At 67.7% G+C, this 24,180-nt stretch carries 23 protein-coding genes; 10 read left to right on the top strand and 13 right to left on the bottom strand.

From position 1 onward, the window contains the following. Positions 1 to 190: 190 nt before the first annotated feature. Both A5758_RS00180 and ychF read right to left on the bottom strand, forming a co-directional pair. A complete protein-coding gene (locus A5758_RS00180; protein WP_067734980.1) occupies positions 191 to 1,045 on the bottom strand; it encodes an FkbM family methyltransferase in 855 nt (284 codons plus the stop codon). A gap of 145 nt (positions 1,046 to 1,190) precedes the next feature. After that, positions 1,191 to 2,264 carry a redox-regulated ATPase YchF gene (gene ychF / locus A5758_RS00185; RefSeq protein WP_067734983.1) on the bottom strand — a complete coding sequence of 358 codons (1,074 nt, stop codon included), beginning with the start codon at positions 2,262 to 2,264 and terminating at the stop codon, positions 1,191 to 1,193. 131 nt (positions 2,265 to 2,395) lie between these two features. On the opposite strand from ychF, the gene A5758_RS00190 reads away from it, so the two are divergent. After that, positions 2,396 to 3,562 (top strand): DUF6542 domain-containing protein, encoded by a 1,167-nt coding sequence (locus tag A5758_RS00190; protein WP_197503660.1) that lies wholly within the window; start codon positions 2,396 to 2,398, stop codon positions 3,560 to 3,562. Between the two features lie 22 nt (positions 3,563 to 3,584). Here A5758_RS00190 and A5758_RS00195 read toward each other — a convergent pair whose 3' ends face one another. Further along, on the bottom strand, positions 3,585 to 4,583 hold the full coding sequence (locus A5758_RS00195; RefSeq protein WP_067210529.1) for a 4-hydroxy-3-methylbut-2-enyl diphosphate reductase: 999 nt from the start codon (positions 4,581 to 4,583) through the stop codon (positions 3,585 to 3,587). Between the two features lie 89 nt (positions 4,584 to 4,672). On the opposite strand from A5758_RS00195, the gene A5758_RS00200 reads away from it, so the two are divergent. From A5758_RS00200 to A5758_RS00220, 5 genes are all read left to right on the top strand, one after another. Next, positions 4,673 to 5,260: a lipid droplet-associated protein gene (locus A5758_RS00200; protein ID WP_067734989.1), complete on the top strand. Its 588-nt coding sequence runs from the start codon at positions 4,673 to 4,675 to the stop codon at positions 5,258 to 5,260. Then, entirely contained in the window at positions 5,257 to 6,507 is a 1,251-nt protein-coding gene (gene xseA, locus A5758_RS00205; RefSeq protein WP_067734993.1) for an exodeoxyribonuclease VII large subunit, read from the top strand. Before A5758_RS00200 ends, xseA begins: the two co-directional genes overlap by 4 nt. After that, on the top strand, positions 6,497 to 6,733 hold the full coding sequence (locus tag A5758_RS00210) for an exodeoxyribonuclease VII small subunit (RefSeq protein WP_067210539.1): 237 nt from the start codon (positions 6,497 to 6,499) through the stop codon (positions 6,731 to 6,733). Before xseA ends, A5758_RS00210 begins: the two co-directional genes overlap by 11 nt. Positions 6,734 to 6,794: 61 nt before the next feature. Further along, complete coding sequence (locus A5758_RS00215; protein ID WP_067734996.1) at positions 6,795 to 7,895, top strand: NAD-dependent epimerase/dehydratase family protein; 1,101 nt, start codon at positions 6,795 to 6,797, stop codon at positions 7,893 to 7,895. 56 nt (positions 7,896 to 7,951) lie between these two features. Further along, positions 7,952 to 8,314: a VOC family protein gene (locus A5758_RS00220; protein WP_067734999.1), complete on the top strand. Its 363-nt coding sequence runs from the start codon at positions 7,952 to 7,954 to the stop codon at positions 8,312 to 8,314. Positions 8,315 to 8,331: 17 nt separating this feature from the next. Here A5758_RS00220 and A5758_RS00225 read toward each other — a convergent pair whose 3' ends face one another. From A5758_RS00225 to A5758_RS00235, 3 genes are read right to left on the bottom strand one after another with little or no spacing between them, the layout of a single operon-like run. Further along, entirely contained in the window at positions 8,332 to 9,873 is a 1,542-nt protein-coding gene (locus A5758_RS00225) for a carboxylesterase/lipase family protein (protein ID WP_067735002.1), read from the bottom strand. A gap of 15 nt (positions 9,874 to 9,888) precedes the next feature. Next, complete coding sequence (locus tag A5758_RS00230) at positions 9,889 to 10,686, bottom strand: dienelactone hydrolase family protein (RefSeq protein ID WP_067210552.1); 798 nt, start codon at positions 10,684 to 10,686, stop codon at positions 9,889 to 9,891. 13 nt (positions 10,687 to 10,699) lie between these two features. After that, positions 10,700 to 11,398 (bottom strand): DUF4245 domain-containing protein, encoded by a 699-nt coding sequence (locus tag A5758_RS00235; protein WP_067735005.1) that lies wholly within the window; start codon positions 11,396 to 11,398, stop codon positions 10,700 to 10,702. Between the two features lie 55 nt (positions 11,399 to 11,453). On the opposite strand from A5758_RS00235, the gene glpX reads away from it, so the two are divergent. Genes glpX through A5758_RS00250 form a run of 3 tightly spaced genes read left to right on the top strand, consistent with a single transcriptional unit; the run spans position 11,454 to position 14,871 of the window. Next, positions 11,454 to 12,506, top strand: a complete 1,053-nt coding sequence (gene glpX / locus A5758_RS00240; protein WP_156622448.1) for a class II fructose-bisphosphatase — start codon at positions 11,454 to 11,456, stop codon at positions 12,504 to 12,506. Between the two features lie 25 nt (positions 12,507 to 12,531). Then, positions 12,532 to 13,944, top strand: a complete 1,413-nt coding sequence (locus A5758_RS00245; protein WP_066948133.1) for a class II fumarate hydratase — start codon at positions 12,532 to 12,534, stop codon at positions 13,942 to 13,944. 15 nt (positions 13,945 to 13,959) lie between these two features. Further along, on the top strand, positions 13,960 to 14,871 hold the full coding sequence (locus A5758_RS00250) for a hypothetical protein (protein WP_067735008.1): 912 nt from the start codon (positions 13,960 to 13,962) through the stop codon (positions 14,869 to 14,871). A 10-nt stretch (positions 14,872 to 14,881) separates the two neighbouring features. Here the strand turns inward: A5758_RS00250 and A5758_RS00255 are convergent, their stop codons facing one another. The 5 genes from A5758_RS00255 to glyA all read right to left on the bottom strand — a co-directional run bounded on the left by A5758_RS00255 (position 14,882) and on the right by glyA (position 21,052). Next, complete coding sequence (locus tag A5758_RS00255) at positions 14,882 to 16,336, bottom strand: adenylate/guanylate cyclase domain-containing protein (RefSeq protein ID WP_197503662.1); 1,455 nt, start codon at positions 16,334 to 16,336, stop codon at positions 14,882 to 14,884. 85 nt (positions 16,337 to 16,421) lie between these two features. Next, complete coding sequence (locus A5758_RS00260) at positions 16,422 to 17,297, bottom strand: polysaccharide deacetylase family protein (protein WP_067210566.1); 876 nt, start codon at positions 17,295 to 17,297, stop codon at positions 16,422 to 16,424. 41 nt (positions 17,298 to 17,338) lie between these two features. Then, the gene (locus A5758_RS00265; RefSeq protein ID WP_067210569.1) at positions 17,339 to 18,640 is read right to left on the bottom strand and encodes a PhoH family protein; all 1,302 of its coding nucleotides are present in this window, start codon (positions 18,638 to 18,640) and stop codon (positions 17,339 to 17,341) included. A 217-nt stretch (positions 18,641 to 18,857) separates the two neighbouring features. Then, positions 18,858 to 19,685, bottom strand: a complete 828-nt coding sequence (locus A5758_RS00270; protein ID WP_067210619.1) for an acyl-ACP desaturase — start codon at positions 19,683 to 19,685, stop codon at positions 18,858 to 18,860. Between the two features lie 86 nt (positions 19,686 to 19,771). Beyond that, positions 19,772 to 21,052, bottom strand: a complete 1,281-nt coding sequence (glyA, locus tag A5758_RS00275; protein WP_067210572.1) for a serine hydroxymethyltransferase — start codon at positions 21,050 to 21,052, stop codon at positions 19,772 to 19,774. A 113-nt stretch (positions 21,053 to 21,165) separates the two neighbouring features. Here glyA and coaA point away from each other — a divergent pair, with 113 nt between their 5' ends. Then, a complete protein-coding gene (gene coaA / locus A5758_RS00280) occupies positions 21,166 to 22,104 on the top strand; it encodes a type I pantothenate kinase (RefSeq protein WP_067210576.1) in 939 nt (312 codons plus the stop codon). Positions 22,105 to 22,131: 27 nt separating this feature from the next. On the opposite strand, the gene A5758_RS00285 is transcribed toward coaA, so the two are convergent. Next, positions 22,132 to 22,557 (bottom strand): hypothetical protein, encoded by a 426-nt coding sequence (locus A5758_RS00285; RefSeq protein ID WP_067210580.1) that lies wholly within the window; start codon positions 22,555 to 22,557, stop codon positions 22,132 to 22,134. 231 nt (positions 22,558 to 22,788) lie between these two features. Further along, positions 22,789 to 24,159, bottom strand: coding sequence for a hypothetical protein (locus A5758_RS00290; protein WP_067735010.1), 1,371 nt, complete (start codon positions 24,157 to 24,159; stop codon positions 22,789 to 22,791). Between the last annotated feature and the right edge of the window lie 21 nt (positions 24,160 to 24,180).

Raw genomic sequence — 24,180 nt, forward strand, 5'->3', positions numbered from 1 at the left:
GACCGCTAGACGTTGAAGCGGAACTCCACCACTTGCCGTCGGCCTACTCCACACGTGGTGACGGCTTATTCGTGTGCGGCCCACTAGCCGGAACCCTAAGCCCCCATAGGTTGGCATGGATATAACAGCGCAAATGTAAGTTCGTATTGCGCGTCGGTCGTGGCGACAGCTGTTCGCGAGATGCAGTGAGTCATGGGGAACGGGCCTCGTTCAAGAGTCGCAGGTAATGTTGCTGGGCCTCCGGCGCGAGCGCCTGCCGCTGCTCCAAGAGCATCACACAGCGCAACGTCAGGTCGACTGATCCATAGCAGTAATGCGATATCAGCGCCAGGTGCTTGAGCTGCTCGTCGGTCATCGATTCCGCGCTGGCAAAGTCGCGCACGTAGACAATGTCGGCCTCCAACAATTGGTTTGATCCTTCCCAAGGGATCTCATTGGCCAAGGCAGACGAGATTCGCCAGGGTTTCATATCGACGAAGCCGTGCGGAATGAACCCTTGCCCGCGAAGCTCCAAGTCAATATCTCCCAGCCCTGGCTGGTCCTCATACAACGTGACGAACGAGATCTCGGTCTGGATCACCACAGCCTCAGCCAGCTTCACCCTGCCCCCTCGGAAAGCTGCCAGCTCACCGCCTTGAATATCGATCTTCAGGAAGTCGAGGTGTTGTATCTCGAAAACGTCGTCGAGCCTGCAGGTTTGAACGGGAACGCGTTCGAGCACTTGTCCGAGCGGCTCGAGAACCCCGAAAAGACTCAATCTCGATGGATCCGGCTCAAGCAGACTCGTCAATCCCTTGCCCCGACAAATCTTGAGTGTCCGCGCCTCGCCATCACCCACCGCGTACGGCAGGTAACGCTCAGTGGGGCTGTTCCTCGCCACCAGCTTGTGGAGCGCGTCTTCCTGAGGCTCAAAGCCCGTGACACGGCATAGCCCCGCAGCAAGCAGTGGCATGTAGGGCGGCTCACCATCAATCATGTTCGCTCCCACATCGACTACTTCGGTGAGGCGCTCAGGAGCCAACAAAGACTGCAACGACGCGTTCATATTCTTATCTTCATACCTAGCTCACGTAATCGGGCCGCTCCTGAAGAGAGTACGGCGATCAAGCTGTCTCCCCGCGTCGCAATGAATTCCGCGGTTCCTCGCTCGCGGTGAAGGCGTAGTGCCACCCCGTCGTCAGTGCTTCGAGTTAGACGTTGAAGCGGAACTCCACCACGTCGCCGTCGGCCATCACGTAGTCCTTGCCTTCCATCCTGACCTTGCCGGCCGCCTTGGCCGCGGCCATTGAACCGGCGGCGATCAGGTCGTCATAGGACACGACCTCGGCCTTGATGAAGCCCTTCTCGAAATCGGTGTGGATCACCCCGGCGGCCTTCGGCGCGGTGTCGCCTTGGTGAATCACCCACGCGCGCGCCTCTTTTGGGCCGGCCGTCAGAAATGTCTGCAGCTTGAGGGTGTGGAAACCCGCGCGGGCCAGCGCGTCGAGTCCGCGTTCGCTTTGCCCGATCGACTCCAGCAGTTCGGCGGCCGACTCGTCGTCGAGTTCGTTCAGCTCCGCTTCGATGGCCGCGTCCAGGAACACCGCGTCGGCGGGGGCGACCAGCTGACGCAGCTCGGCGATCCGCGCCGCGTCGGTCAGAACGGCCTCATCGGCGTTGAAGACGTAGAGAAACGGCTTGGTGGTCAACAGGTTCAGCTCCCGCAGCAAGGACGCATCCACCCCGGCGCCGAACAGCGTCTTCCCGCCGTTGAGCGTCTCCTGGGCCGCGGCCGCGACGTCGTATACCGGCCTGCGGTCCTTGTTGGTGCGGGCTTCCTTCTCCAGCCGCGGCAGAGCGCGCTCCAGGGTCTGCAGGTCGGCCAGGATCAACTCCGTCTCGACCACCTCGATGTCCGATCGGGGATCCACCTCACCGGCCACATGGGTCACATCGTCATCGGAGAACACCCGGACCACCTGGCAGATGGCGTCGCATTCGCGGATGTGGGCCAGGAACTTGTTGCCGAGCCCCGCCCCCTCGGACGCGCCCTTCACCAGGCCGGCGATGTCGACGAAGGTCACCGGCGCCGGCACGATGCGCTGGGATGCGAACAACTCGGCGAGCTTGTCCAGGCGCGGATCGGGCAGCGGAACGACACCCTCGTTCGGTTCGATCGTCGCGAACGGATAGTTGGCCGCCAGTACGTCGTTGCGGGTCAGCGCGTTGAACAGAGTCGACTTACCGACGTTGGGCAGACCCACGATTCCCAGGCTCAGGCTCACAGGGACCCAAGTCTAGGGGTCGCCGGCGGCGCCGGCTGCTGTGGACCATTCGTGCGCGATCGGCATGGCACGCCCGGGATCCCTACGAGGTATTTACGGGGCTTTCGCCCCTTTCCCGGTACGGTCTACATGTGTCAGGACAGCGGGCAAAATCGACGGTGGAGGCCTCCCACCGCTCGATCCACCCAGATATCCCAGGTGTGCCGTGGTACGCCGCCCTGCTTCTCGCCGTCACCGCTACCGCCATCGGTTACGGAATTGACGCCGGCCAGAAGGAGCTGACCCATGTCTTCGCCGGCTTCTATATAGCCGGCTGCGTGGCGGCGGTGCTGGCAGTGCGCCAGGACGGACTGTTCACCGCGATGATCCAGCCTCCGCTGATACTTTTCTTCGCGGTACCCGGCGCCTACTGGTTGTTCCACGACGCCAAGGTTGGCCACCTCAAAGACTTGTTGATCAACTGCGGCTATCCACTCATCGAGCGATTCCCGCTGATGCTGGGAACCGCCGGCGTGGTGCTGCTGATCGGGTTCGCCAGGTGGTACTTCGGGATGTCGCATGGGATGACCGCGACGCCGAAGAGCTCCGACGACGCGGAGTCCGCCGATGGCAAGTCCGTCGTCGGCGGCATTGTCGCCAAACTGCGCGCGATCGTGCGCCCGGAATCCGACGGGGACGCTGCCGACGAGGCAACTCCGGCCAAGGCGCGGCGCACCCGCGGGGCCAGTTCCGCGTCGCGGGCCCGCCGGACGGCGCGCAGCGATCGAACCGCCACCCGCTCCGCCCGTACCGGTTCCCGCCGTACCCGGGAAGCGCTGGACGACGCGGGCGAGCCGGGCGAGCGGCGCTCGTCCCGGAGAGGCTCGACGACGGCCCGGGACTACGACGCCGCGGAACCGCCCCGCCGGTCACGGCGCCGCCCGAGGCCAGATGCCGATCCGGACGCGCGCGCCCAGTCGCCCCGGGAAGGCCGTCGGGAGCCGCGCAGCCGCCGCAGCCCCTACGAGCGACCCGAGCCGCGGAGCAGCCGTTTCGACGGGTACGACCAGTACGACCCACCCGGGGCCCCGGAGCTGTTCGGCGGCTACGACACTTACGACCGCTATGGCGCCGCCTCCGAGCCGAGGCGCCGCCGCCCCGCCCCGAACGGCAACAACGGGACGCATCACCCCATCTCGCAGGTCCGCTATCGAGGGGGCGGCGCACCCGACCAGCCCGCGGCCGAGCGGCGGAACCGTTCACGGACCTATGGCCGGCCGCGGCGACCGCCCACGGAATCCTGGGAATACGACGGCTGAGCGCCGCCCGGCGCCCGACGGGTCAGAGCAGTGACCGGATCTCGCGCGGCAGCGCAAACACCAGGGTTTCTTGTGCCGTGGTGACCGGTTGCACCACGTCGTAGCCGTAATCGGCGAGCCGCTCCAACACGCCGCGCACCAATACCTCGGGGACGGACGCGCCGGAGGTCACGCCCACGGTGGTCACCCCTTCCAGCCATGCCGGCTGGATATCATCGGCCCAGTCGACCAGGTGGGCGGCCGCGGCCCCGCCGCCCAGCGCCACCTCGACCAGCCGCACCGAGTTCGAGGAGTTCCGCGAACCGACGACGATCACCAGCTGGCACTCGGGAGCCATCGCCTTGACGGCGACCTGCCGGTTCTGCGTCGCGTAACAGATGTCGTCGCTGGGCGGATCCTGCAGCTTCGGGAAGCGCTGGCGCAGCCGGTCGACGATCTCCATGGTCTCGTCGACCGACAGCGTGGTCTGCGACAGCCAGACCAGCTTGTTCTCGTCCCGGACCGTCACGTTGTCCACGGCGGCGACCCCGTCGACCAGCTGCACGTGGTCGGGCGCCTCGCCGGCGGTCCCGATGACCTCCTCGTGGCCCTCGTGGCCGATGAGCAGGATGTCGTAGTCGTTGCGGGCGAAGCGCCTGGCCTCGTTGTGCACCTTGGTCACCAGCGGGCAGGTGGCGTCGATTGTGTGCAAGTTGCGTGCGGCTGCCGCGGCGTGCACGGTGGGCGCGACCCCGTGCGCGGAGAACACGACGATGGAACCCTCGGGGACCTCGTCGGTCTCCTCGACGAACACCGCACCGGCCTTTTCCAGGGTGGTGACCACGTGCCGGTTGTGCACGATCTCGTGACGCACGTACACCGGCGCGCCGTGCTTTTCCAGCGCGCGTTCGACCGTCTCGACGGCTCTATCCACGCCCGCGCAGTAACCACGCGGCTCGGCCAGAAGCACTCGCTTGCGGGCTGGATCGCTGGCTACCGAGCTGGACGCGCCGGGAATTCCCATGTCGACAGTCGGCGGCATGACACCCAGGGTACGTTCTGCGGACACGGGCTTGCCAGCTCGCGCCGGCCGGCTTGGACTTAGCCGTCGCTTAAGGCAATCTTGGACCCATGGCTACTGCACCGTATGGAGTTCGGCTACTGGTCGGCGCGGCGACAGTCGCCGTCGAGGAGACCATGAAGCTGCCGAAAACCATCCTGATGTACCCCATGACATTAGCCAGTCAGGCGGCGCACCTTGTAATGCGATTTCAGCAGAACCTCGCCGAACTGGCGATCAAGGGTGACAGCACCCTGGAGAACATCTTTCCGCCAAAGGATGAGCAGCCGGAATGGGCAACCTTCGACGAGGACCTGCCCGAAGAGGTCGAAGCGCCCGGCCCGGCCGAGGACGGTGTCGGCGAGGGCGATCGCCGAACCGAGGGCCGGTTCGCCCTGTACTCGCTCGCCGACGCCGCGTCCGATGCCGCCCCCTTGAAGCAGGGCAGGAAATCCCCGGACGCGCCGGCGGTTCCGCAACCGTCGGTGGTGACCGAGCTGGACTACGCGGCGCTGACGCTGGCGCAGCTGCGCGCCCGTCTGCAATCGCTGAGCGTCGGCGAACTCGAAGCCCTGCTGACATACGAGCAGGCCACCAAGGCCCGCGCGCCTTTTGAGACGCTGCTCGCCAACAGGATCACCCGCGCGAACGCGAAGTGACCCCGGCCGCACAATCCGAACCGAACTCCGCCGAGAACCCATTTCCGGTGCGCGCGGTGGCAATTCGGGTCGCCGGCTGGATCGACAAGCTCGGCACGGTGTGGGTTGAGGGCCAGCTGGCCCAGATCAGCGCGCGGGCCGACTCCAAGACGGTGTTCATGGTGTTGCGCGACCCGGCCGCCGACATGTCGCTGACAGTGACCTGTTCACGCGACCTGGTGGCCAACGCGCCGGTGAAACTGACCGAGGGCACGCAGGTGGTGGTTTGCGGCAAGCCGTCGTTCTACACCGGTCGGGGCACTTTCTCGTTGCGGCTCAGCGAGATTCGCGCCGTCGGCGTGGGCGAGCTGCTGGCACGGATCGATCGGCTGCGCCGGCTGCTGGACGCCGAAGGGCTATTCGACCCCCGGCTCAAGCGGCCAATCCCCTTTCTGCCCAACATGATCGGCCTGATCACCGGCCGGGCCAGCGCAGCCGAACGCGACGTGACGACGGTGGCCACCGGCCGCTGGCCCGGGGCGCGTTTCGCCGTACGCAACACCGCGGTCCAGGGACCCAACGCGGTGGCGCAGATCGTCGAGGCACTATACGAACTCGACCGCCACGTCGAGGTCGACGTCATCGTGGTGGCCCGCGGCGGCGGTAGCGTCGAGGACCTGTTGCCGTTCTCCGACGAGACGCTGTGCCGCGCCATCGCCGCGTGCCGAACCCCGGTCATCAGCGCGGTCGGTCACGAACCCGACAATCCGCTGTGCGACCTGGTTGCCGACCTGCGCGCCGCCACCCCCACCGACGCGGCCAAGAAGGTCGTGCCCGACACCGCTGCCGAGCAGCGCCTGATCGATGATCTGCGCCGGCGAAGCGCGCAGGCGCTGCGCAACTGGGTCGCTCGCGAACAACGCGCGCTGGCCCAGGTCCGCAGCCGGCCGGTGCTCGCCGAACCGCTGACGGCCCTGACGGCGCGCGCCGACGAGATTCATCGCGCCCGGGCGGCGATTCGCCGCGACGTCACCCGTCTGGCCGCCGCGGAGACGGAGCGCATCGGCCATCTGAGCGCGCGACTGGCGACGCTGGGCCCGGCGGCCACGCTGGCCCGCGGCTATGCCGTGGTACAGGCCGTGCCGGACTCCGGGCCCCCGGTGGTGCTGCGGTCGGTTGCCGACGCGCCCGCCGGCAACCGGTTACGGGTGCGGGTGGCCGACGGCGCGATCGCCGCGGTGAGCGAAGGGCGGACCGATGGCCGGTGAAGACGAGCAGTCAATTACGCCTATTAGTAAGCTCGGCTATGAAGCGTGCCGGGATGAACTGATCGAAGTTGTCCGCCTGCTGGAGCAGGGAGGCCTGGACCTCGACGCGTCGCTGAAACTGTGGGAAAGGGGTGAGGAACTCGCAAAACGGTGCGAGGAGCACTTAGCTGGCGCCCGTAAGCGGATCGAGGATGCGCTTGCGGCCGGCCAGGCGGACGACGCCTGATCTCGGCCATTTTGCGAAACACAAACCATGATCATTTTCGAAATTGGAACACGTTTCAGTTATGCTGCGGCCCATGGCTGATGCATCACTGACCACCGAACTCGGCCGCGTCCTCGTCACCGGCGGCTCCGGATTCGTCGGCGCCAACCTGGTCACCACCCTGCTGGACCGCGGCCACCACGTGCGCTCGTTCGACCGCGCGCCGTCGCCGCTTGCGCAGCACCCGCAACTGGAGGTGCTCGAGGGCGACATCACCGACACAGCGATCTGCGCCCATGCGGTGGACGGGATCGACACCATCATCCACACCGCGGCGATCATCGATTTGATGGGTGGCGCGTCGGTGACCGACGCATACCGGCAGCGCAGCTTCGGGGTCAATGTCGGCGGTACCGAGAACCTGGTGCACGCCGGGCAGGCGGCGGGGGTGAAGCGATTCGTCTACACCTCGTCCAACAGCGTCGTGATGGGCGGCCAGAACATCCCTGGCGGCGACGAGACGCTCCCCTACACCAATCGGTTCAACGACCTATACACCGAGACGAAGGTCGTCGCCGAGCGGTTCGTGCTGTCGCAGAACGGCATTGGCGACATGCTGACCTGCGCGATTCGGCCCAGCGGGATCTGGGGCCGCGGCGATCAGACGATGTTCCGCAAGCTGTTCGAAAGCGTGATCGCCGGACACGTCAAGGTGCTGATCGGCCGCAAGTCGGCCCGACTGGATAACTCTTACGTGCACAACCTGATTCACGGTTTCATCCTGGCCGCCCAGCACCTGGTTCCAGGGGGCACCGCACCGGGTCAGGCGTACTTCATCAACGACGACGAACCGATCAACATGTTCGAGTTCGCGCGACCGGTGGTCGAGGCCTGCGGCGTGAACTGGCCCCGGATACGGGTCAACGGCCCCATCGTCCGCGCGGCGATGACCGGTTGGCAGCGGCTGCATTTCCGCTTCGGCATACCGGCGCCGCTGCTCGAGCCGCTGGCCGTCGAGCGCCTCTATCTGGACAACTACTTCTCGATCGCCAAGGCGCGCCGCGACCTCGGCTATGAGCCCCCATTCACCACCGAGCAGGCGATGGCGGAATGCCTGTCCTATTACGTCGACATGTTCCATCGGATGAAATGCGAAGCACAGCAGGCTAAGTCGGCGGTATAGCAGCGCGATTCCCCATTGCGGTATCACCGGCCATACCAATGCGACAGACTGGACACATGACGCTCCTCGGCGCCGATCCCGTCCTAGCGGTGCATGACCTTGACCGTGCGGCGGAGTGGTTCACTCGGGTACTGAATTGCACGGTAACGGAGCCCGACCCGGGCAATTGGGCATTCTGCTCGGCCGGGTCGGTGACGTTCAGGCTCGGCCGTTGTCCGGAGTCGTTGCCGGCGTCGGACCTCGGGGACCACAGCTACATCGCGTATTTGACCGTAGCCGGCATCGACGAGTACTACAGGCGCGCTCTCGCTGAAGGAACCGACATCCTCAAGCCCCCGACGATCGAACCCTGGGGCCGGCGCGAGATGGGTCTGCGATCGCCCGACGGACACCGGTTCATGCTCTCGGAGCCGCTGTAGCAGCGGCCTGGATAAGGCTACCGGAAACCCACCATCTCGCTGCCCCAGGCCGCGCGGATGCTCGCATCGACATCGTGCGCTGCGGTATCGCGCTTGTCGATGATCAGGCAGGCGCGATCGACCTCCCGGTAGGGCCTCCAGTCCGGCTCGCCGGCCGGGCCCGTCGGCTTCGACTGCGCAGCGAAGTTGATCCACCGGGTGCGCATTCTCTTGGAGACCGCCTTGGCGGTTTTGCTGCCGCCCAGTTTCAGCGTGGGATCCTTCGGCGCCCCGAGATTGCCCCAGACGTAAGGCAATTCGGTGGCGTGGGCGGCATTGACCAACAGCAGCTTCAGTAGTGGGGTCGCATAATCGAACCGGTACAGGTACACCGGTGCCACCCTGCTGTGCCCCTCGGCCAGCCAGACCGAGGGCATCCGGAACCCGACGTCCGTTGCGATGCTCAAACTCCTTGCCCTGCGCCGCAACCGCGAATACGTCGATCCGATCTGCTCGTCGGTCGGCAATTGCAGGTCGGGCTGTTCGGCGGCGATCTGGTCGAACATCGACGTGATCGCGCGAGGCGTGATCGGCATCAGCCGCGACCGCATCAACCGGAAGAGCGCCGCCTCGTGCTTGTTTGTCCCGATGATCAAGGGGACGGGAAGCGAGCGGCCCTCCTGCACGCGCTTGACCGGGTAGTCGTCCAGCAACTCGCCGTCGATGATCGGGACGAACGCCAGGAGGCCGGGATTACGCACGGGCACTTCGTCGAAGACCTCTTGGGACGCGGCAAGCAGCACCGCGGTGGGCACGTCGGGCAACCGGTCCGCGTCGACGTCAAGCCTGTCGAGGACGGTCTCGGCGACGCGCTCGGCCCTGCGCCGGTCGTATACCGATGTGGCCGGTGAACTCTGGGCGATCGCACGGGCGAACAGCCCCTCGGCCGACGGGCTGGCGAGCAGGGTCGTCACGATCCCCGCGCCGGCGGATTCGCCGAACAGCGTGACGTTGCGGGGATCGCCGCCGAACGCGGCGATGTTGTCACGCACCCAGCTCAGTGCCGCCAGCACGTCGCGCAGCCCGACGTTGGAGTCGAACCGCCGCCGCGCCGTGGAAAACGACGACAGGTCCATGAAACCGAGCGCTCCCACCCGGTAGTTGACGGTGACCACGATGACGTCGCCCTCGCCGGCCAGCCGGCGCCCGTCGTACAGCGCCTGGCTGCCCGATCCCAGGACGTACGCGCCCCCGTGAAGCCACACCATCACGGGCTTACCGTCACCCGGCTGCGTGGCTGACGACGCCCAGACGTTCAGCCGCAGGCAGTCTTCGCCCTGCGGCGCGCCCAGATCGAGCGGCATGTTGGGGAAGACCGGCTGCGGGCAGGCCGGCCCGTAGCGGGTGGCGTCGGCGACCTCGGTCCACCGCTCGGGAGGCTGCGGCGCCCGGAAGCGCAGCGCGCCGACGGGCGGGGCGGCATACCGGACGCCCTTCCACGAGCTGACGCGGCCGTCGTCGGCGCCGCGGACGGGGCCGAAGGTGGTTTCGACCACCCGGTCACTGGTCGTAGTCGTCATGCGTATGGAGCTTTCCTAACAAAGGCGCTGGGTGAGGAACTCGACTACCCGCTTGCGGGCCTCGTACGCCGGCTGGCCGTCGACTTCGCGGACCTCGTCGGTCAACACGGAGTGCGCCAGCTTGCCGAAACCGCCCACATTGCCCGGCCCTGAGTCGATCTCGATGACCTCGAACGCGTCACCGAGCCGCTCCTTGAGCACCGCGAACCGTTCGCGCGGCACGGCGCTGTCCTCGCTGAACCGCAGACCCATCGCGCACAGGCCGTCGTTGGCGCAGCGATCGGCCACGGTGGCCAGTTCGGATTCGCTCAGGCCGGGATCGCGGCGCCGCGCCCGCCCCAGCGGCAGCGGCACCGACGGCTGCGAAAGCACCGGGGCCAGCACGGCGTCGTCGACCGCGACGGCCAGCGCGAAGCCGCCGGTGAAGCATTGGCCGATCACGCCGACACCCTTGCCCGGCGTCGACGCGTTGAGGTCACGGGCCAGCGCGCGCAGGAACATCGACACCGGCCGCTGCTTGTTCGTCGCGAAGGCCGCGAATTCCTTTGCCACACACGCCCGGCTGATCGAGGAGGCGATGTAGCCGACCGTCTTGGGTTTGCCCGGCTCACCGAACAGCGACGGCATGGCGACGGTGAAGCCGTTGTCCACCAGGTGATTGCCCAAGGCCAGCACACCTGGATGGATCCCGGGTATCTCGGGAATCAGCACCACCCCCGGGCCGCTGCCCTTGCGGTAGACGTCATGGGTGTAGCCGCCTCCGCTGAACGGCGCCACCGACCATCCGGACAGATCCGCTTGGGGTGCAGTCACGCTCGGCCTTCCTTCAGCGCGCGGGTAACGGCGGCTGCGATTGCGTCGCCGAGGCCAGCGTACGGAACTGATCGGTGTTGCCGGCACCGGTTATCGCGATTTGGGTGGCCCCGGTCGGGCCGGTGAGCCGGGTCGTCCACACCGGCTCGGCGTCCGCCCCGCTCTGGCCGGCGCCGTTGTAGACCACCCAGTTGGTCCCGGCGACGTCGACCGTTCCGGCCGGATACGCCGACGAATGGATCGAGCCCACCAGCTTGTCCTCGTCGGCGTTGCTCTGGGTGAGGCTCAGATACATCCCGGTCGGGCTGATGTAACCCACGACCGAGGTGGCCGCGTTCAGCCGCTGACCGGTCGAAGGATCGGTGCGGCCGCCCTGGATGCCGCCGCGGCTGCCGGAGTTGGCCTGCCAGCCGGCGGGCAGCTTGGGCAGCCGAATGGGGAAGCCGAGCGTCGTGGCATCGGCCCGCAGCGCCGACGGCGCGTCGTAGGACGGGACCGCGCCCTGGTGGCTGCCGGGCTGGAACGAGCACATGCCCACCAGGCCGGCCAGCAAGATGCACCCGATGACCAGCGGCATCAGTGACCAGAACATGTCGCGGCCGTCCTGCAGCAAGCGCGGTTTGGCCGGCCTGGCAGCCGGTCCGGCCACCGGGGCCGGCTCGCCGGCCACCTGGGCCTCCGAGCTGGCATTCAGCGGCGGCTCTTCGGTCATCCCCCGAGTATCCCAGTTCCAGCAGACCGATCAGCTTCTGGGACAATCTCCAACCATGACAGTTGAGGGCAACCGCCCATCTGGACGGCCACGTGGTGAAGCCCCGGACCGCAACCTGGCCCTGGAACTGGTCCGGGTGACCGAGGCCGGCGCCATGGCCGCCGGCCGCTGGGTGGGCCGCGGCGACAAAGAGGGCGGCGACGGCGCGGCCGTCGACGCCATGCGCGAACTGGTCAACACGGTGTCGATGCGCGGCGTGGTGGTCATCGGCGAAGGCGAGAAGGACCACGCGCCGATGCTCTACAACGGCGAGGAGGTCGGCAACGGCGACGGCCCCGACTGCGACTTCGCGGTGGACCCGATCGACGGCACGACGCTGATGAGCAAGGGCATGCCCAACGCCATCTCGGTCCTGGCGGTCGCCGACCGCGGCGCGATGTTCGACCCGTCGGCGGTGTTCTACATGAACAAGATCGCCGTAGGACCCGAGGCCGCCAACGTGCTCGACATCACCGCCCCGATCGCCGAGAACATCAAGGCCGTCGCAAAGGTGAAAGCGCTGTCGGTCCGCGACATGACCGTGTGCATCCTGGACCGGCCCCGGCACGCCCAGCTGATCGAGGACGTCCGGCTGACCGGCGCCCGCATCCGGCTGATCACCGACGGCGACGTCGCCGGCGCCATCTCGGCCTGCCGGCCGCAGTCGGGCACCGACATGCTGGCCGGGATCGGCGGCACCCCCGAGGGCATCATCGCCGCCGCCGCGATCCGCTGCATGGGTGGCGCCATCCAGGCGCAGCTGGCGCCCAAGGACGACGAGGAACGCCAGAAGGCTATCGACGCCGGCCACGACGTCGATCGGGTGCTGACCACCGAGGACCTGGTGTCCGGTGAGAACGTCTTCTTCTGCGCCACCGGGGTCACCAACGGCGACCTGCTCAGCGGCGTGCAGTACTACCCCGGCGGCTGCACCACGCAGTCGATCGTGATGCGGTCGAAGTCGGGAACTGTCCGCATGATCGAGGCCTATCACCGGCTCTCGAAGCTCAACGAGTACTCCGCCATCGACTTCACCGGCGACAGCACTGCCGCGTATCCCCTGCCCTGACCGAAACCAGCGAGGACTGCTACCTATGGCCGATAGCGCCACCGATACCGAATACCGCATCGAACACGACACCATGGGCGAGGTCCGGGTACCCGCAAAGGCGTTGTGGCGCGCGCAAACCCAGCGCGCCGTGGAGAACTTTCCCATCTCGGGCCGGGGCCTGGAGCGTACCCAGATCCGCGCGCTGGGCCTGCTGAAGGGCGCCTGCGCGCAGGTCAACAAGGACCTCGGATTGCTGGCACCGGAGAAGGCGGACGCCATCATCGCCGCGGCCGCCGAAATCGCCGACGGCCAACACGACGACCAGTTCCCCATCGACGTCTTCCAGACCGGCTCGGGCACCAGCTCCAACATGAACACCAACGAGGTGATCGCGAGCATCGCCGCGGCCAACGGTGTCACGGTGCACCCCAACGACGACGTGAACATGTCGCAGTCGTCCAACGACACCTTCCCGACCGCCACCCACATCGCGGCGACCGAGGCCGCGGTGCGTCACCTGATCCCGGCACTCGAGGTGTTGCACGAAGCGCTGGAGAGCAAGGCCCGCGAGTGGCACACGGTGGTCAAGTCGGGCCGCACCCACCTGATGGATGCGGTTCCGGTGACCCTCGGCCAGGAATTCAGCGGCTACGCCCGCCAGATCGAGGCGGGAATCGAGCGGGTGCGCGCCACGCTGCCACGGCTGGGCGAGCTGGCGATCGGCGGGACCGCGGTCGGCACCGGCCTCAACGCCCCCGACGGCTTCGGCGCCCGGGTGGTCGAGACGTTGATCGCCTCCACCGGCCTGAACGAACTGCGCACGGCCGCCAACTCTTTCGAAGCTCAGGCCGCGCGCGACGGCCTGGTCGAGGCCTCCGGCGCGCTGCGCACCATCGCGGTGTCGCTGACCAAGATCGCCAACGACATCCGCTGGATGGGATCGGGCCCACTGACCGGCCTGGCGGAGATCCAGCTGCCGGACCTTCAGCCGGGCAGCTCGATCATGCCGGGCAAAGTGAATCCCGTTCTGCCGGAAGCGGTTACGCAGGTGGCCGCCCAGGTGATCGGCAATGACGCCGCGGTGGCCGTCGGCGGCTTGTCCGGCGCGTTCGAGCTCAACGTCTACATCCCGATGATGGCCCGCAACATCCTCGAGTCGTTCAAGCTGCTGACCAACGTGTCGAGGCTGTTCGCGGACCGATGCATCACCGGCCTGGTCGCCAACGTCGATCACCTTCGGGAGCTGGCCGAATCGTCGCCGTCGATCGTGACGCCGTTGAACTCGGCGATCGGCTACGAGGAGGCCGCCGCGGTGGCCAAGCAGGCCCTCAAGGAGCGCAAGACGATTCGCCAGACCGTGATCGACCGCGGTTTGATCGGCGAGAAGCTCTCGGAAGAAGAACTTGACCGCCGCCTGGATGTCTTGGCGATGGCCAAGGTCAAGCCGGCGAAGTAGGCGGGAGGTGCAGCGATGACGGCTCCTCCCGGCGGCCCCTACGGCCAGGGGCCTTACGGAAATCCGTATGGACAGCAACCCTATTGGGGCGGCCAGCCCCAGGGTGGCCCGCAACCGTACCCGCCGACCGGCCCCTACCAGTATCCGCCCCAGGCGTATCCGCAAGCGGGACAACAGTTCCCGCCGGGGCCGTACCCGCCCGGACCACCGCCCGGCGGCCCCGGCTCGAAGCTGCCCTGGCTGATCGTCGGTGGCCTCGTCATCCTGGCCGTCATCGCGCTGGTGGCCACCCTGGTCGTGATGCGCGGCGGCAGCCACGGCAGGTCGCCGGCCGCCGGGCCGTCGTCGACCAGCAGCACCACCAGCCAACCGAAGGGCCAGCAGACCGCCACCGACTGCACCCCGAACGTGTCCGGCGGTGAGATACCGAGGACCGACTCGATCGCCGCAGGCAAGCTCTCGTTCCCGGCCAGCTCGGTGCCGCCCAACTGGACGGTGTTCTCCGACGATCAGAACCCGAACCTGATCGGCGCCGTGGGCGTCGCCCAGGAAGTGCCCGGGGCGAGTCAGTGGATGATGACGGCAGAGGTCGGCGTCAGCAACTTCGTCTCCAGCATGGACGTCACCGCCCAGGCGTCGAAGTTGGTGCAGTGCATCGCCAACGGGCCCGGATACGCGAACGCGTCGCCCACGCTGGGACCGACGAAGACGTCGTCGATCACCGTCGACGGGACCAAGGCTGCCCGCGCCGACGCCGACGTCACGATCGCCGACCGCACCCGCAACGTGAAGGGCGACTCCGTCACCGTCATCGCCGTCGACACCAAGCCGGTCACCGTGTTCGTCGGCAGCACACCCATCGGTGACAGCGCTTCCGCGGACATCATCGGGCGGATGATCGCCGCGCTGAAGGTCGCGAAGTCCTGACGCGGCCCGACTAGGCCGGCGCCGAGACGTGGGTGGCTTCGGATCGCCCCCGCAGAACGGTGGAATAGCACTCGGCCCAATGCGTTGCCTCGATTTCGTCCGCCCGCTCGATGGCCGCCGCCGCGCACAGGATCCGCCGGTCGGCGGTCTTGGCGAGGTCCGCCAGCCGCGCGGCCTCGTTGACCGCGTCGCCGATCACCGTGTACTCGTAACGGTTTTCGGCGCCGATGTTGCCGGCGAAGACACGGCCCGCCGAGACGCCGATGCCGAAATCGACCGGTAGCCGCCGCAGCTGGGTGCCCAGGGCGCGGGCGGTCGCAAGCGCGGCCGACGCCGGCTCGCTGGTCGGCAACGGCGCCCCGAAGACGGCAAGCGCGGCATCCCCGGCGAATTTGTTGATCAGCCCGTGGTGTTCGTCGACGGCATTGACGACGATGCGGAAGAAATCGTTGAGGATTTCGGCAACCTCTTGCGGGGGGCGGCTTTCCGCCAGCTGCGTCGAGCCCACCAGGTCGATGTAGAGGACCGCCGCCTCGACCACGTCCCCCGACAGCGATGCGCCCTCGTCGATGGCGCGCTGGGCGACGTCCGCCCCGACGTGGCGCCCGAATAGGTCGCGCAACCGGTCGCGCTCGGCCAGCCCGGCCACCATGCGATTGAAACCCGTTTGCAGACGTCCGATTTGCGAGCGCTCATAGGCTCCGACGTAGGTCCCGATGCGGCCGTGTTCGACCTCCGCCATGGCATCGACCACCTCGCCGAGCGGATCGGAAATGGACCGTGACGTCAAGATCATGGTCGGCAGCCCGAGCACTAGTGCCGCCAGGGACACCACGAGGATCGGAACATCCAGCGACGCCGACTTCTCGATCAGCCACCCGTACGAGCGAAGGACGACCAGGGTTGCGATCACCCCGATGGGGAAGGCGCTGCACAAAAACCACAGCAGGACCAGTCGCGCGTACACGCCGGGCACTGCCAGCCGCGGCTCGCAGCCCAGCGTGGCGGCGCGCATGATGGGGCGCAGGACGCGCTGCGCCAGCAGCATCGCCGTACCGGCGGCGGCGGGTCCGCCGAGCAGCACACCGAGCGCTATGGGCAGCAGCAGCTGCGCCCCGCCGCCCAGGTTCAGCAACATGAAGATTCCGCCGCTGACACCCCAGGCCCCGAACAGGATCACCGACTGGCGGCCGGGCAGCTTCATCGCGGCCTCGCGCTGCTCCTGGTTGGGTTCGGCCCCGGCCGCGTACCAGCGCAGCGTCGGGGCCGCGCTCACGATCGCGGCCGCCGCGACGCCGACGATGCCCAACAGAACGAGCACGACCACCGCCGTGGTGTTGGCCTGCGCGAAGTCGGCATTAGCCCCGACCGACGTGTGGCCGCGCAGTGGAACCAAGATGGCGGCCGCTTCGATGACGGCCAGAAAGTAGGACAGGGCGAGGTCGCCCCCGTATTGAATCGCCAACCGCCGGGCCGACTTTCGTTGACCCGCAGACGCTCGCGGCCGGCGATTCCGAAGCCGGGCGGTCGCGCGGGCCCACAAGCTCGTGCTAAGCACCGTTGTTCGGACCGCCCGAGTTCTGGCCCGGGATGTCGGTGATCGGGAAGTTGGGCATCGGCTTGGGCGAGGACGTGCTCGGCAGCGGCGGGATGTCACCGGGCGGGATGTCGTGGAGTTCGTTCACCGGCGGCCCGTTCTCGCGGCTGCCATAGCTGCTCCCCGGCGCCCGCGGGCCCAGCAGTTCGCTGACCGTCACCATCCGGTAGCCGTTGGCCTTGAGCACCGGGATGAACTGGTAGACCAGGTCGGCGGTGCTCGAGTAGGTGTCATGGAACAACACCACCGAACCGGGCTTGATGTACGTCATCAGCATGTACCGCGTCGCCGCCGTGTTCGAGTCGTTCGCCCAGTCGAAAGGAATGACATCCCAGAGGATTTCGGCGAGCCCGAACCGGCCCGCCGTCTGGCGCACGGCATCGTTGGACAGCCCGCCGGCGGGGCGATACAGGTTGGGGGTCCGGCCCGTGGCGGCGGCGATCGCGTCGTTGGCCTTGGAAAACTGGGAGGCGATGTCTTCGGGAGGGATCGTCACCATGTTGGGGTGTTCCCAGGTGTGGTTGCCGATCTCCATCCCGGCGTCGGCGACCTGCTTGGCCCCCGCGGGGTTCGCGGCCACCTTGTTGCCGATCTCGAAGAACGTGGCCTTCGCGTCGTTGTCCTTCAGGATCTGCAGCAGCCGGCCGTCGAATGGGCTGGGTCCGTCGTCGAACGTCAGCGCGACACACTTGACCACCGAGCAACTGAGGTTGTCGGCGCGCGTCACGTGACCGGTGAGACCCCCGATCACCAGCACCGCAACCGCCGCGACGACACCGACAACGGTGCGCCAGTAGCGCCAGGCTTGGCTGTCGGGTCTTTTCGGCACCGTCGAAGTTTATCGAACGCGTGGCCAGGCGAAATCCGCCGTCACTGCGGTCCGGCGATCTCCTCGAGCATCTCGGTGACCAGCGCGGCAATCGGCGACCGCTCGCTGCGCAACAGCGTGATGTGGGCGAACAGCGGGTGGCCTTTGAGCTTCTCGATCACCGCGGCGACCCCGTCGTGCCGGCCGACCCGCAGGTTGTCACGCTGTGCGATGTCGTGCGTCAGCACCACCCGCGACCCGGCTCCCAGCCTGGACAGCACCGTCAGCAAGACGTTGCGTTCCAGCGACTGGGCCTCGTCGACGATCACGAACGAGTCGTGCAGCGACCGGCCACGGATGTGGGTCAGCGGCAGCACCTCGAGCATGCCCCGGGAGAGCACCTCTTCGAGCACGGCCGGGCTGGCCAGTCCCTCGAGCGTGTCGAAGACCGCCTGCGCCCAGGGGCCCATCTTCTCGCTCTCGCTGCCGGGCAGGTAGCCCAGCTCCTGGCCGCCCACGGCGTACAGCGGCCGGAAGACCACCACCTTGCGCTGGGTCCGCCGTTCCAGCACGGCCTCCAGGCCCGCGCACAACGCCAGCGCCGACTTGCCGGTGCCGGCCTTGCCGCCCAGCGACACGATGCCCACCGACTCGTCGAGCAGCAGGTCGAGCGCCACCCGCTGTTCGGCGGACCGGCCGCGCAGGCCGAATGCCTCGCGGTCGCCGCGAACCAGCTGCACGCGTTTGTCCGCATTGACCCGGCCCAGCGCGTGCGAGCTGCCGCCGAGCAGCCGAATGCCGGTGTGGCAGGGCAGGTCTCGCGCTTCGGTCAGGTCGATCTCACCTTCGGCGAACAACGCGTCGATGTCCTCGGTGGCGGTCTCGATCTCACGCATCCCCGACCATCCGGAGGCCACCACGTCTTGCGCGTGATACTCGTCGGCGGCCAGCCCGACCGCGGCGGCCTTGACGCGAAGCGGAATGTCCTTGCTGACCAACGTCACTCGCTTGCCTTCGGCGGCGAGGTTGGCGGCGCAGCTCAAAATACGGCAGTCGTTGTTGTCGCTGCGGAAACCGGCGGGCAGCACCGCGGGGTCGGTGTGGTTGAGCTCGACGTGAAGCGTACCGCCTTGTGCCCCAACGGGAATGGGCTGATCGAGCCGGCCGTGCAGGAGCCGGAGATCGTCGAACAGGCGCAACGCCTGACGGGCGAACCACCCCAACTCGTGGTGATGCCGTTTGGCCTCCAGTTCGCTGATCACCACCAGCGGAACCACCACCTCGTGCTCGGCGAACCGGCTGCACGCCCAGGGGTCGGACAGCAGCACGGAGGTGTCGATCACGTAGGTCCGGATTTCGGTCACGTAGCGCTCCTCGAGCGGGATGAGCCCGCGCGGACCCGCACAGGCATGTCGGCGGGAACTGCGACACCAGGACCGGGGCCGGTCCTTCCGTTGTGGTGACGGGAGGTGCCGCCCTGGCAGCTGAGCATGACGCTGACCATCGAGATCGACGCTACTCTCGTCGCCGCTTTGCAGCAGCGCAGGCGCGCCGACGACGGGCGCCGCGCGCGAAGATCGGCTAGGCGATGACGAACTGCTTGAGGGCGGGCTCGTCGGCCACGCCCCATGCGGTGATGCGATCCGAGATCGCCTGCCGCAGCTGCTGTTGGTCGAAGATGCCCGCGTCTGCGACGTTGCGCAGCTTGTCCCGATAGGAGTCGATGTCGGCGCCGGGCACCTGCAGATCAGCCGCTCGGGCCGCGATGGCCGCGATCGTCTCGTCGCGGGTGTACTCGAGGCAGTGCTCGACCAGGTTGGAGAAGAAGAGTTCGTGCCGGCGCTCGTCGCGCGCGATCCGGTCGACGAGCCCGGCCAGGATGGGCTCCTCGAGCTTGGCCGCGAGGTTCTCGCAGAAGACGGCGTGGGTGCGCTCGGTGAGCGCCATGTATGCCAGGGTCTCCACCTGCGAGTAGGTGTCGGCGCGGTAGCCCTTCATGACGTACTGGACCCGCGCCTCCTCGTTGGCGGTCGGGTCGACCTCGCGGGTGACCACCAGGTACTCGCGCAGCGCGATGGCGTGCAGGTGCTCCTCCGCGGTCCACCGGCCCAGCCAGCGGCCCCACCAGTCTTCGAGGATGAAGTGCTCGACCAGCTCGCGGTGGTGGCCGGCCAGGTTGTCCTTGAGCAGCAGCAGGATCTCGCAGGCGTCCGTGAACTCCCGGGGCAGCGTCGCCTGGGACGGGTCCCAGTCACGTCCGCCGAGGAACGCGAAGTTCTCGCCCCGGTCGAACGGCACGTAGTCGTGAGCGAACCAGATTTCCTCGGTGTTCAGGTGCCGATCCATGTTGGCTTCGCACACCGGCTCGAGTTCCAGGGTCAGCGCGTTAGCGACAGGTTTCTGTGCCATGCGGTTACTGTAACTCGCGTACACAGGTTCGTGAAATCACCCGGCCCGTGTCGCGGCAACTGGTGACTTTGGTCCTTTCGCCGGGCCTAGCGGTCGACCAGCGTCCACTCCTCGAGACCCTCGTACAGCGGGAAATCCCTGGCCAGGCGTGTTACCCGCTGCCGCAGCGCGGACAGGTCCGCCCCGCTGCCCGCCGCCAGCGCGGTGGCGATGACGTCGGCAACCTCGGTGAACTCCGCGTCCCCGAAGCCGCGGGTCGCCAGCGCGGGCGTGCCCACCCGCAGGCCGGATGTCACCATCGGCGGGCGCGGGTCGTTGGGGACCGCGTTGCGGTTGACCGTGATTCCGATCTCGTGGAGCAGGTCCTCGGCGGCCTGGCCGTCCAGCGGTGAATTGCGCAGGTCCACCAGCACCAGGTGGACGTCGGTGCCGCCGCTGACCACCGACACACCCGCTTTGGTGACGTCGGGGGCCGTCAACCGGTCGGCGATGATGCGGGCACCGGACAGGGTGCGCTGCTGCCGGTCGGCGAACTCGGGGGTGCCGGCGATCTTGAGCGCGACGGCCTTGCCGGCGATGACGTGCATCAGGGGTCCGCCCTGCTGGCCGGGGAACACCGCGGAGTTGACGGACTTGGCGTACTCCTGCTTGCCCAGGATCAGGCCGGAACGCGGGCCGCCGAGCGTCTTGTGCACGGTCGTGGACACCACGTCCGCGTGCGGCACCGGCGACGGGTGCAATCCCACGGCGACCAGGCCCGCGAAGTGCGCCATGTCCACCCACAGCTTGGCGTCGACCTCGTCGGCGATCGAGCGGAACGCCGCGAAGTCCAGAATCCGCGGGTAGGCCGACCAGCCGGCAATGATGACCTTGGGGCGGAACTCGAGGGCCTTGGCCCGCACCGCATCCATGTCCACCAGGTGCGTCGTGGGATCCACACCGTAGAAGCCGGTTTCGTAGAGCTTGCCGGAGAAGTTGAGCTTCATCCCGTGCGTCAGGTGCCCGCCGTTGGCGAGGTCGAGGCCCAGCAGCCGCTCCCCCGGCGTCATCAGCGCCTGCAGCACGGCGGCGTTGGCCTGCGCACCCGAATGCGGCTGCACATTGGCGAAGTCTGCGCCGAAGAGCGCCTTCGCCCGGTCGCGGGCGATGTTCTCCACGACGTCGACGTACTCGCAGCCGCCGTAGTAGCGCCGGCCGGGCAGACCCTCGGCGTACTTGTTCGTCAGGACGCTGCCCTGGGCCTGCAGCACCGCGCGCGGCACGAAGTTCTCCGAGGCGATCATCTCCAGGGTGTCGCGCTGACGGCCCAGCTCTTTGCCGAGCAGCTCGGCGATGTCGGGGTCGACCTCGGCGAGTGCGGCGGACATGACGGACGTGGAGGGGCGGGCGTCGGGTGCAGCGGTCACGGCGCCAGTCTATCCAGCGACGGTTTAGCCAGCCCAGCCGTCGGGGGCGCGTCCGCCCCTGCAACACTTGCACTATGCCGCGGCTTAGCGAGCCGAGCCCCTATGTGGAGTTCGACCGAAAGCAATGGCGCGCGCTTCGCATGTCGACGCCGCTGGCCCTCACCGAAGAGGAATTGGTTGGCCTGCGCGGTCTTGGTGAGCAGCTCGACCTACTCGAAGTGGAGGAGGTTTACCTGCCGCTGGCCCGGCTGATCCACCTTCAGGTCGCCGCGCGCCAGCGGTTGTTTGCCGCCACGGCCGAGTTCCTCGGCGAGCCGCAACAGAACCCCGACCGGCCGGTGCCGTTCGTGATCGGCGTGGCCGGCAGCGTCGCGGTCGGCAAATCGACCACGGCCCGCGTGCTGCAGGCCCTGCTGGCCCGCTGGGACCACCACCCCAGGGTGGACCTGGTGACCACCGACGGCTTCCTCTACCCGAACGCCGAACTCGATCGGCGAAACCTGATGCACCGCAAGGGTTTTCCAGAGAGCTACAACCGCCGGGCGCTGATGCGGTTCGTGACGTCGGTCAAATCCGGCAGCGACTACGCGTGCGCGCCGGTCTATTCGCACCTGAAATACGACATCATCCCCGGCGCCAAGCACGTCGTGCGCCATCCCGACATCTTGATCCTCGAGGGTCTCAACGTCCTGCAGACCGGTCCGACCCTGATGGTGTCGGACCTGTTCGACTTCTCGCTGTATGTGGACGCCCGCATCGAAGACATTGAGCAGTGGTACGTGTCGCGGTTCCTGTCGCTGCGCGGCACCGCCTTCGCCGACCCGGAGTCACACTTCCACCACTACTCGGCCCTCAACGACACCAAGGCCGTCGCCGCGGCGCGCGAGATCTGGCGGTCCATCAACCGGCCCAATCTGGTCGAGAACATCCTGCCGACCCGGCCCCGGGCCACCCTGGTGCTGCGCAAGGACGCCGACCACTCGATCAACCGGCTCCGGTTGCGCAAGCTTTAAACGGCGTCCAGGCAGCCGGTGTGACGGTTACGCCGTCTCGAGACGGCGCACGCCCCAGTACTGCAGTCCGGCGAACGCCGCGGTGTACACGCCACCCGCCAGGGTGGCGGCGATGCCCGTCGCGGGCAACGGCAGCGCTTCGGCGGCCACGATCGCGCCCAGGGTGAACACGACGTTGGCCACGACGACGCCGATTCCGACGCGGCGCAGGTTCGACGCCGCCGCGAGGCTGAAGACAACCAAGCCGCCGAGCACGAAGAAGGCGCCGAGGCTGTACTCCTGCAGCGACGTCAGGCCCGTCAGCGACGAAAGCGGGTCGGCGAGAAAAGCGATCGCCAAACCGCACAGGCCCGTCAGCGTGGCGTCGGCGCGCATGGCGAAACGCAGCAGTGAGTCGGTCGAGTCGTAGAGGGGGCGGGTTGCCAGACCTGGCGCGCCAGATGCATACATCATGTGATTACTCCTCGCGATGGCGGATTGGGTCGAACTTCAGCGTGCCGCCGGCGCACTGCCATATCGACTCGTGGCACTGCCAACTACTGCCACGGATAAAAAGACGAGTGGGTTCGGCGGGCTATTCCCATTTGCGCGCAAGAATCGAAATCGTTATTCGACAACCGCCAGTCTGGCGTTCAACAGCCCCAGCAGTCACAGCAGTCATGGGGCACAACCGTCGTTCCCGGATCAGTCGCTAGCCACTGGCACCCGCCCGCGCAGGTCGGCGGCGATCAGCCGGGCGGCGGCGTTCTGCCAGTTGTGCAGCGAGCGCTGCGGAACCTCGGTGACCAACCACTGCCAGGCCTGACGAGCGGTGGGATCCAGTCCCGCGGCGGTGGCGTTCTGCGCGTACGCACGCACGCCGACGACGTAGGGGAAATACAGCGAGTTGTAGTGGCGCCACTGCTCGGTGGTCCCGAAATCGCCGGCGTCACGCGGCTTGAGCCGCCCGATCGCGTCCGCGAGAACCGCCTTGAGTTCGTTGGCCCGCTCCAGCGGATGGTCGGGCGCGCCCCGGGCGGCGAGCCGCTCATCGATGACGGGCAGTGCGGTCAACGGGCTGGCGACCAGCTTGCTCAGGTCGCCGTAATGGCCCAGGGCACGACGCGTGAGCCTGGCGAACGTGACGTCGTCGACGTGGCGGAGCGGATCCACCGACCGCAACGGCAGCGCCGCGCCGGTATTCCGCAGCGCCGCCCGATCCTCCCGCAGCGCGGGCGATTTCGAGAATGCCAGCCGATCGAGAACCCCGGCCAACGGATCTGCCAGCACCTGCACGGCGATCGCGACCGCCAGGCTGGTGAACAGCAGCACAGTGAGCGCGGTCTGCGCGGCGCGGTCGTGGCGGATCAGCGCCAGGCCGATCAGCGCCTGGCCGCCGAACAACACCGCCACCGCCACCGAGCCGGCAAACGAGCGGAGCATGTCGGCGCGCAACGCCTGGCCCTCGTCGAATGCGTCCCACAGCGCGACGGCGAGCCCGAGCGAGAGGACGTCGAGACTCGTCGACGCCAGCGCCACCCAGCTTGGCACCAGGCCGAGCGGAATGATCAGGATGGCGTTGCCGAGCGCGAAGAACAGCGTCGCGACGACGGCGAGCCCGACTGCCGACCGCGGCCGACGCGCCTGCCGCAACGCGACTGCCATCGCGGCGAAGGTGGATACCGAGATCACCGCGAACATCACCCAGTGGCCCGTCCGGAGTGGTCCCTCGACACTGCCGGCCAGCATCGCCCCGAACAGGGTCAGCGCGGCGACCCCGGCCACCAGCAACAACTCGCGCGTGCGCGGTCTCGAGCCGTCGCTGGGCCGGGCCAGCTCGACGAGCACCGCGAACCACGCCACGCCGGGGATGGTCACCAGGTAGATCTCAACGCGGCTGAGCACGTGCGCGTACCCGGGGCTGGCGGTGCGCACCGCGTCCAGCGCGACCACCAGCGCGAAACCGCACAAGCCGATCGCCGCCAACACGAGCACCGGCTTCCGCGGATCGCGAGCGAGCAGGTACAGCCCGAGCCACCCGCTCAGCGTGAAAACCACCGCCGACAGCGCAGCCATGCACCCAGTTTGGCACGGGCC

The organism is Mycobacterium sp. 852014-50255_SCH5639931 (assembly GCF_001665605.1).
GTDB classification, from domain to species: Bacteria; Actinomycetota; Actinomycetes; order Mycobacteriales; family Mycobacteriaceae; genus Mycobacterium; species Mycobacterium paraffinicum.

Coding starts and splice junctions, on each gene's coding strand:
- glyA (WP_067210572.1), bottom strand. CDS start 21,052: ATGTCCGCCGCACTCGCCGAGGTCGACCCCGACATCGCCGAGCTGCTC.
- A5758_RS00225 (WP_067735002.1), bottom strand. CDS start 9,873: ATGACGACTACGACCAGTGACCGGGTGGTCGAAACCACCTTCGGCCCC.
- A5758_RS00270 (WP_067210619.1), bottom strand. CDS start 19,685: ATGGCACAGAAACCTGTCGCTAACGCGCTGACCCTGGAACTCGAGCCG.
- A5758_RS00250 (WP_067735008.1), top strand. CDS start 13,960: ATGACGGCTCCTCCCGGCGGCCCCTACGGCCAGGGGCCTTACGGAAAT.
- A5758_RS00290 (WP_067735010.1), bottom strand. CDS start 24,159: ATGGCTGCGCTGTCGGCGGTGGTTTTCACGCTGAGCGGGTGGCTCGGG.
- coaA (WP_067210576.1), top strand. CDS start 21,166: ATGCCGCGGCTTAGCGAGCCGAGCCCCTATGTGGAGTTCGACCGAAAG.
- A5758_RS00215 (WP_067734996.1), top strand. CDS start 6,795: ATGCTGCGGCCCATGGCTGATGCATCACTGACCACCGAACTCGGCCGC.
- A5758_RS00235 (WP_067735005.1), bottom strand. CDS start 11,398: ATGACCGAAGAGCCGCCGCTGAATGCCAGCTCGGAGGCCCAGGTGGCC.
- A5758_RS00220 (WP_067734999.1), top strand. CDS start 7,952: ATGACGCTCCTCGGCGCCGATCCCGTCCTAGCGGTGCATGACCTTGAC.
- A5758_RS00210 (WP_067210539.1), top strand. CDS start 6,497: ATGGCCGGTGAAGACGAGCAGTCAATTACGCCTATTAGTAAGCTCGGC.
- A5758_RS00285 (WP_067210580.1), bottom strand. CDS start 22,557: ATGATGTATGCATCTGGCGCGCCAGGTCTGGCAACCCGCCCCCTCTAC.
- A5758_RS00200 (WP_067734989.1), top strand. CDS start 4,673: ATGGCTACTGCACCGTATGGAGTTCGGCTACTGGTCGGCGCGGCGACA.
- A5758_RS00195 (WP_067210529.1), bottom strand. CDS start 4,583: ATGCCGCCGACTGTCGACATGGGAATTCCCGGCGCGTCCAGCTCGGTA.
- A5758_RS00180 (WP_067734980.1), bottom strand. CDS start 1,045: ATGAACGCGTCGTTGCAGTCTTTGTTGGCTCCTGAGCGCCTCACCGAA.
- A5758_RS00245 (WP_066948133.1), top strand. CDS start 12,532: ATGGCCGATAGCGCCACCGATACCGAATACCGCATCGAACACGACACC.
- glpX (WP_156622448.1), top strand. CDS start 11,454: ATGACAGTTGAGGGCAACCGCCCATCTGGACGGCCACGTGGTGAAGCC.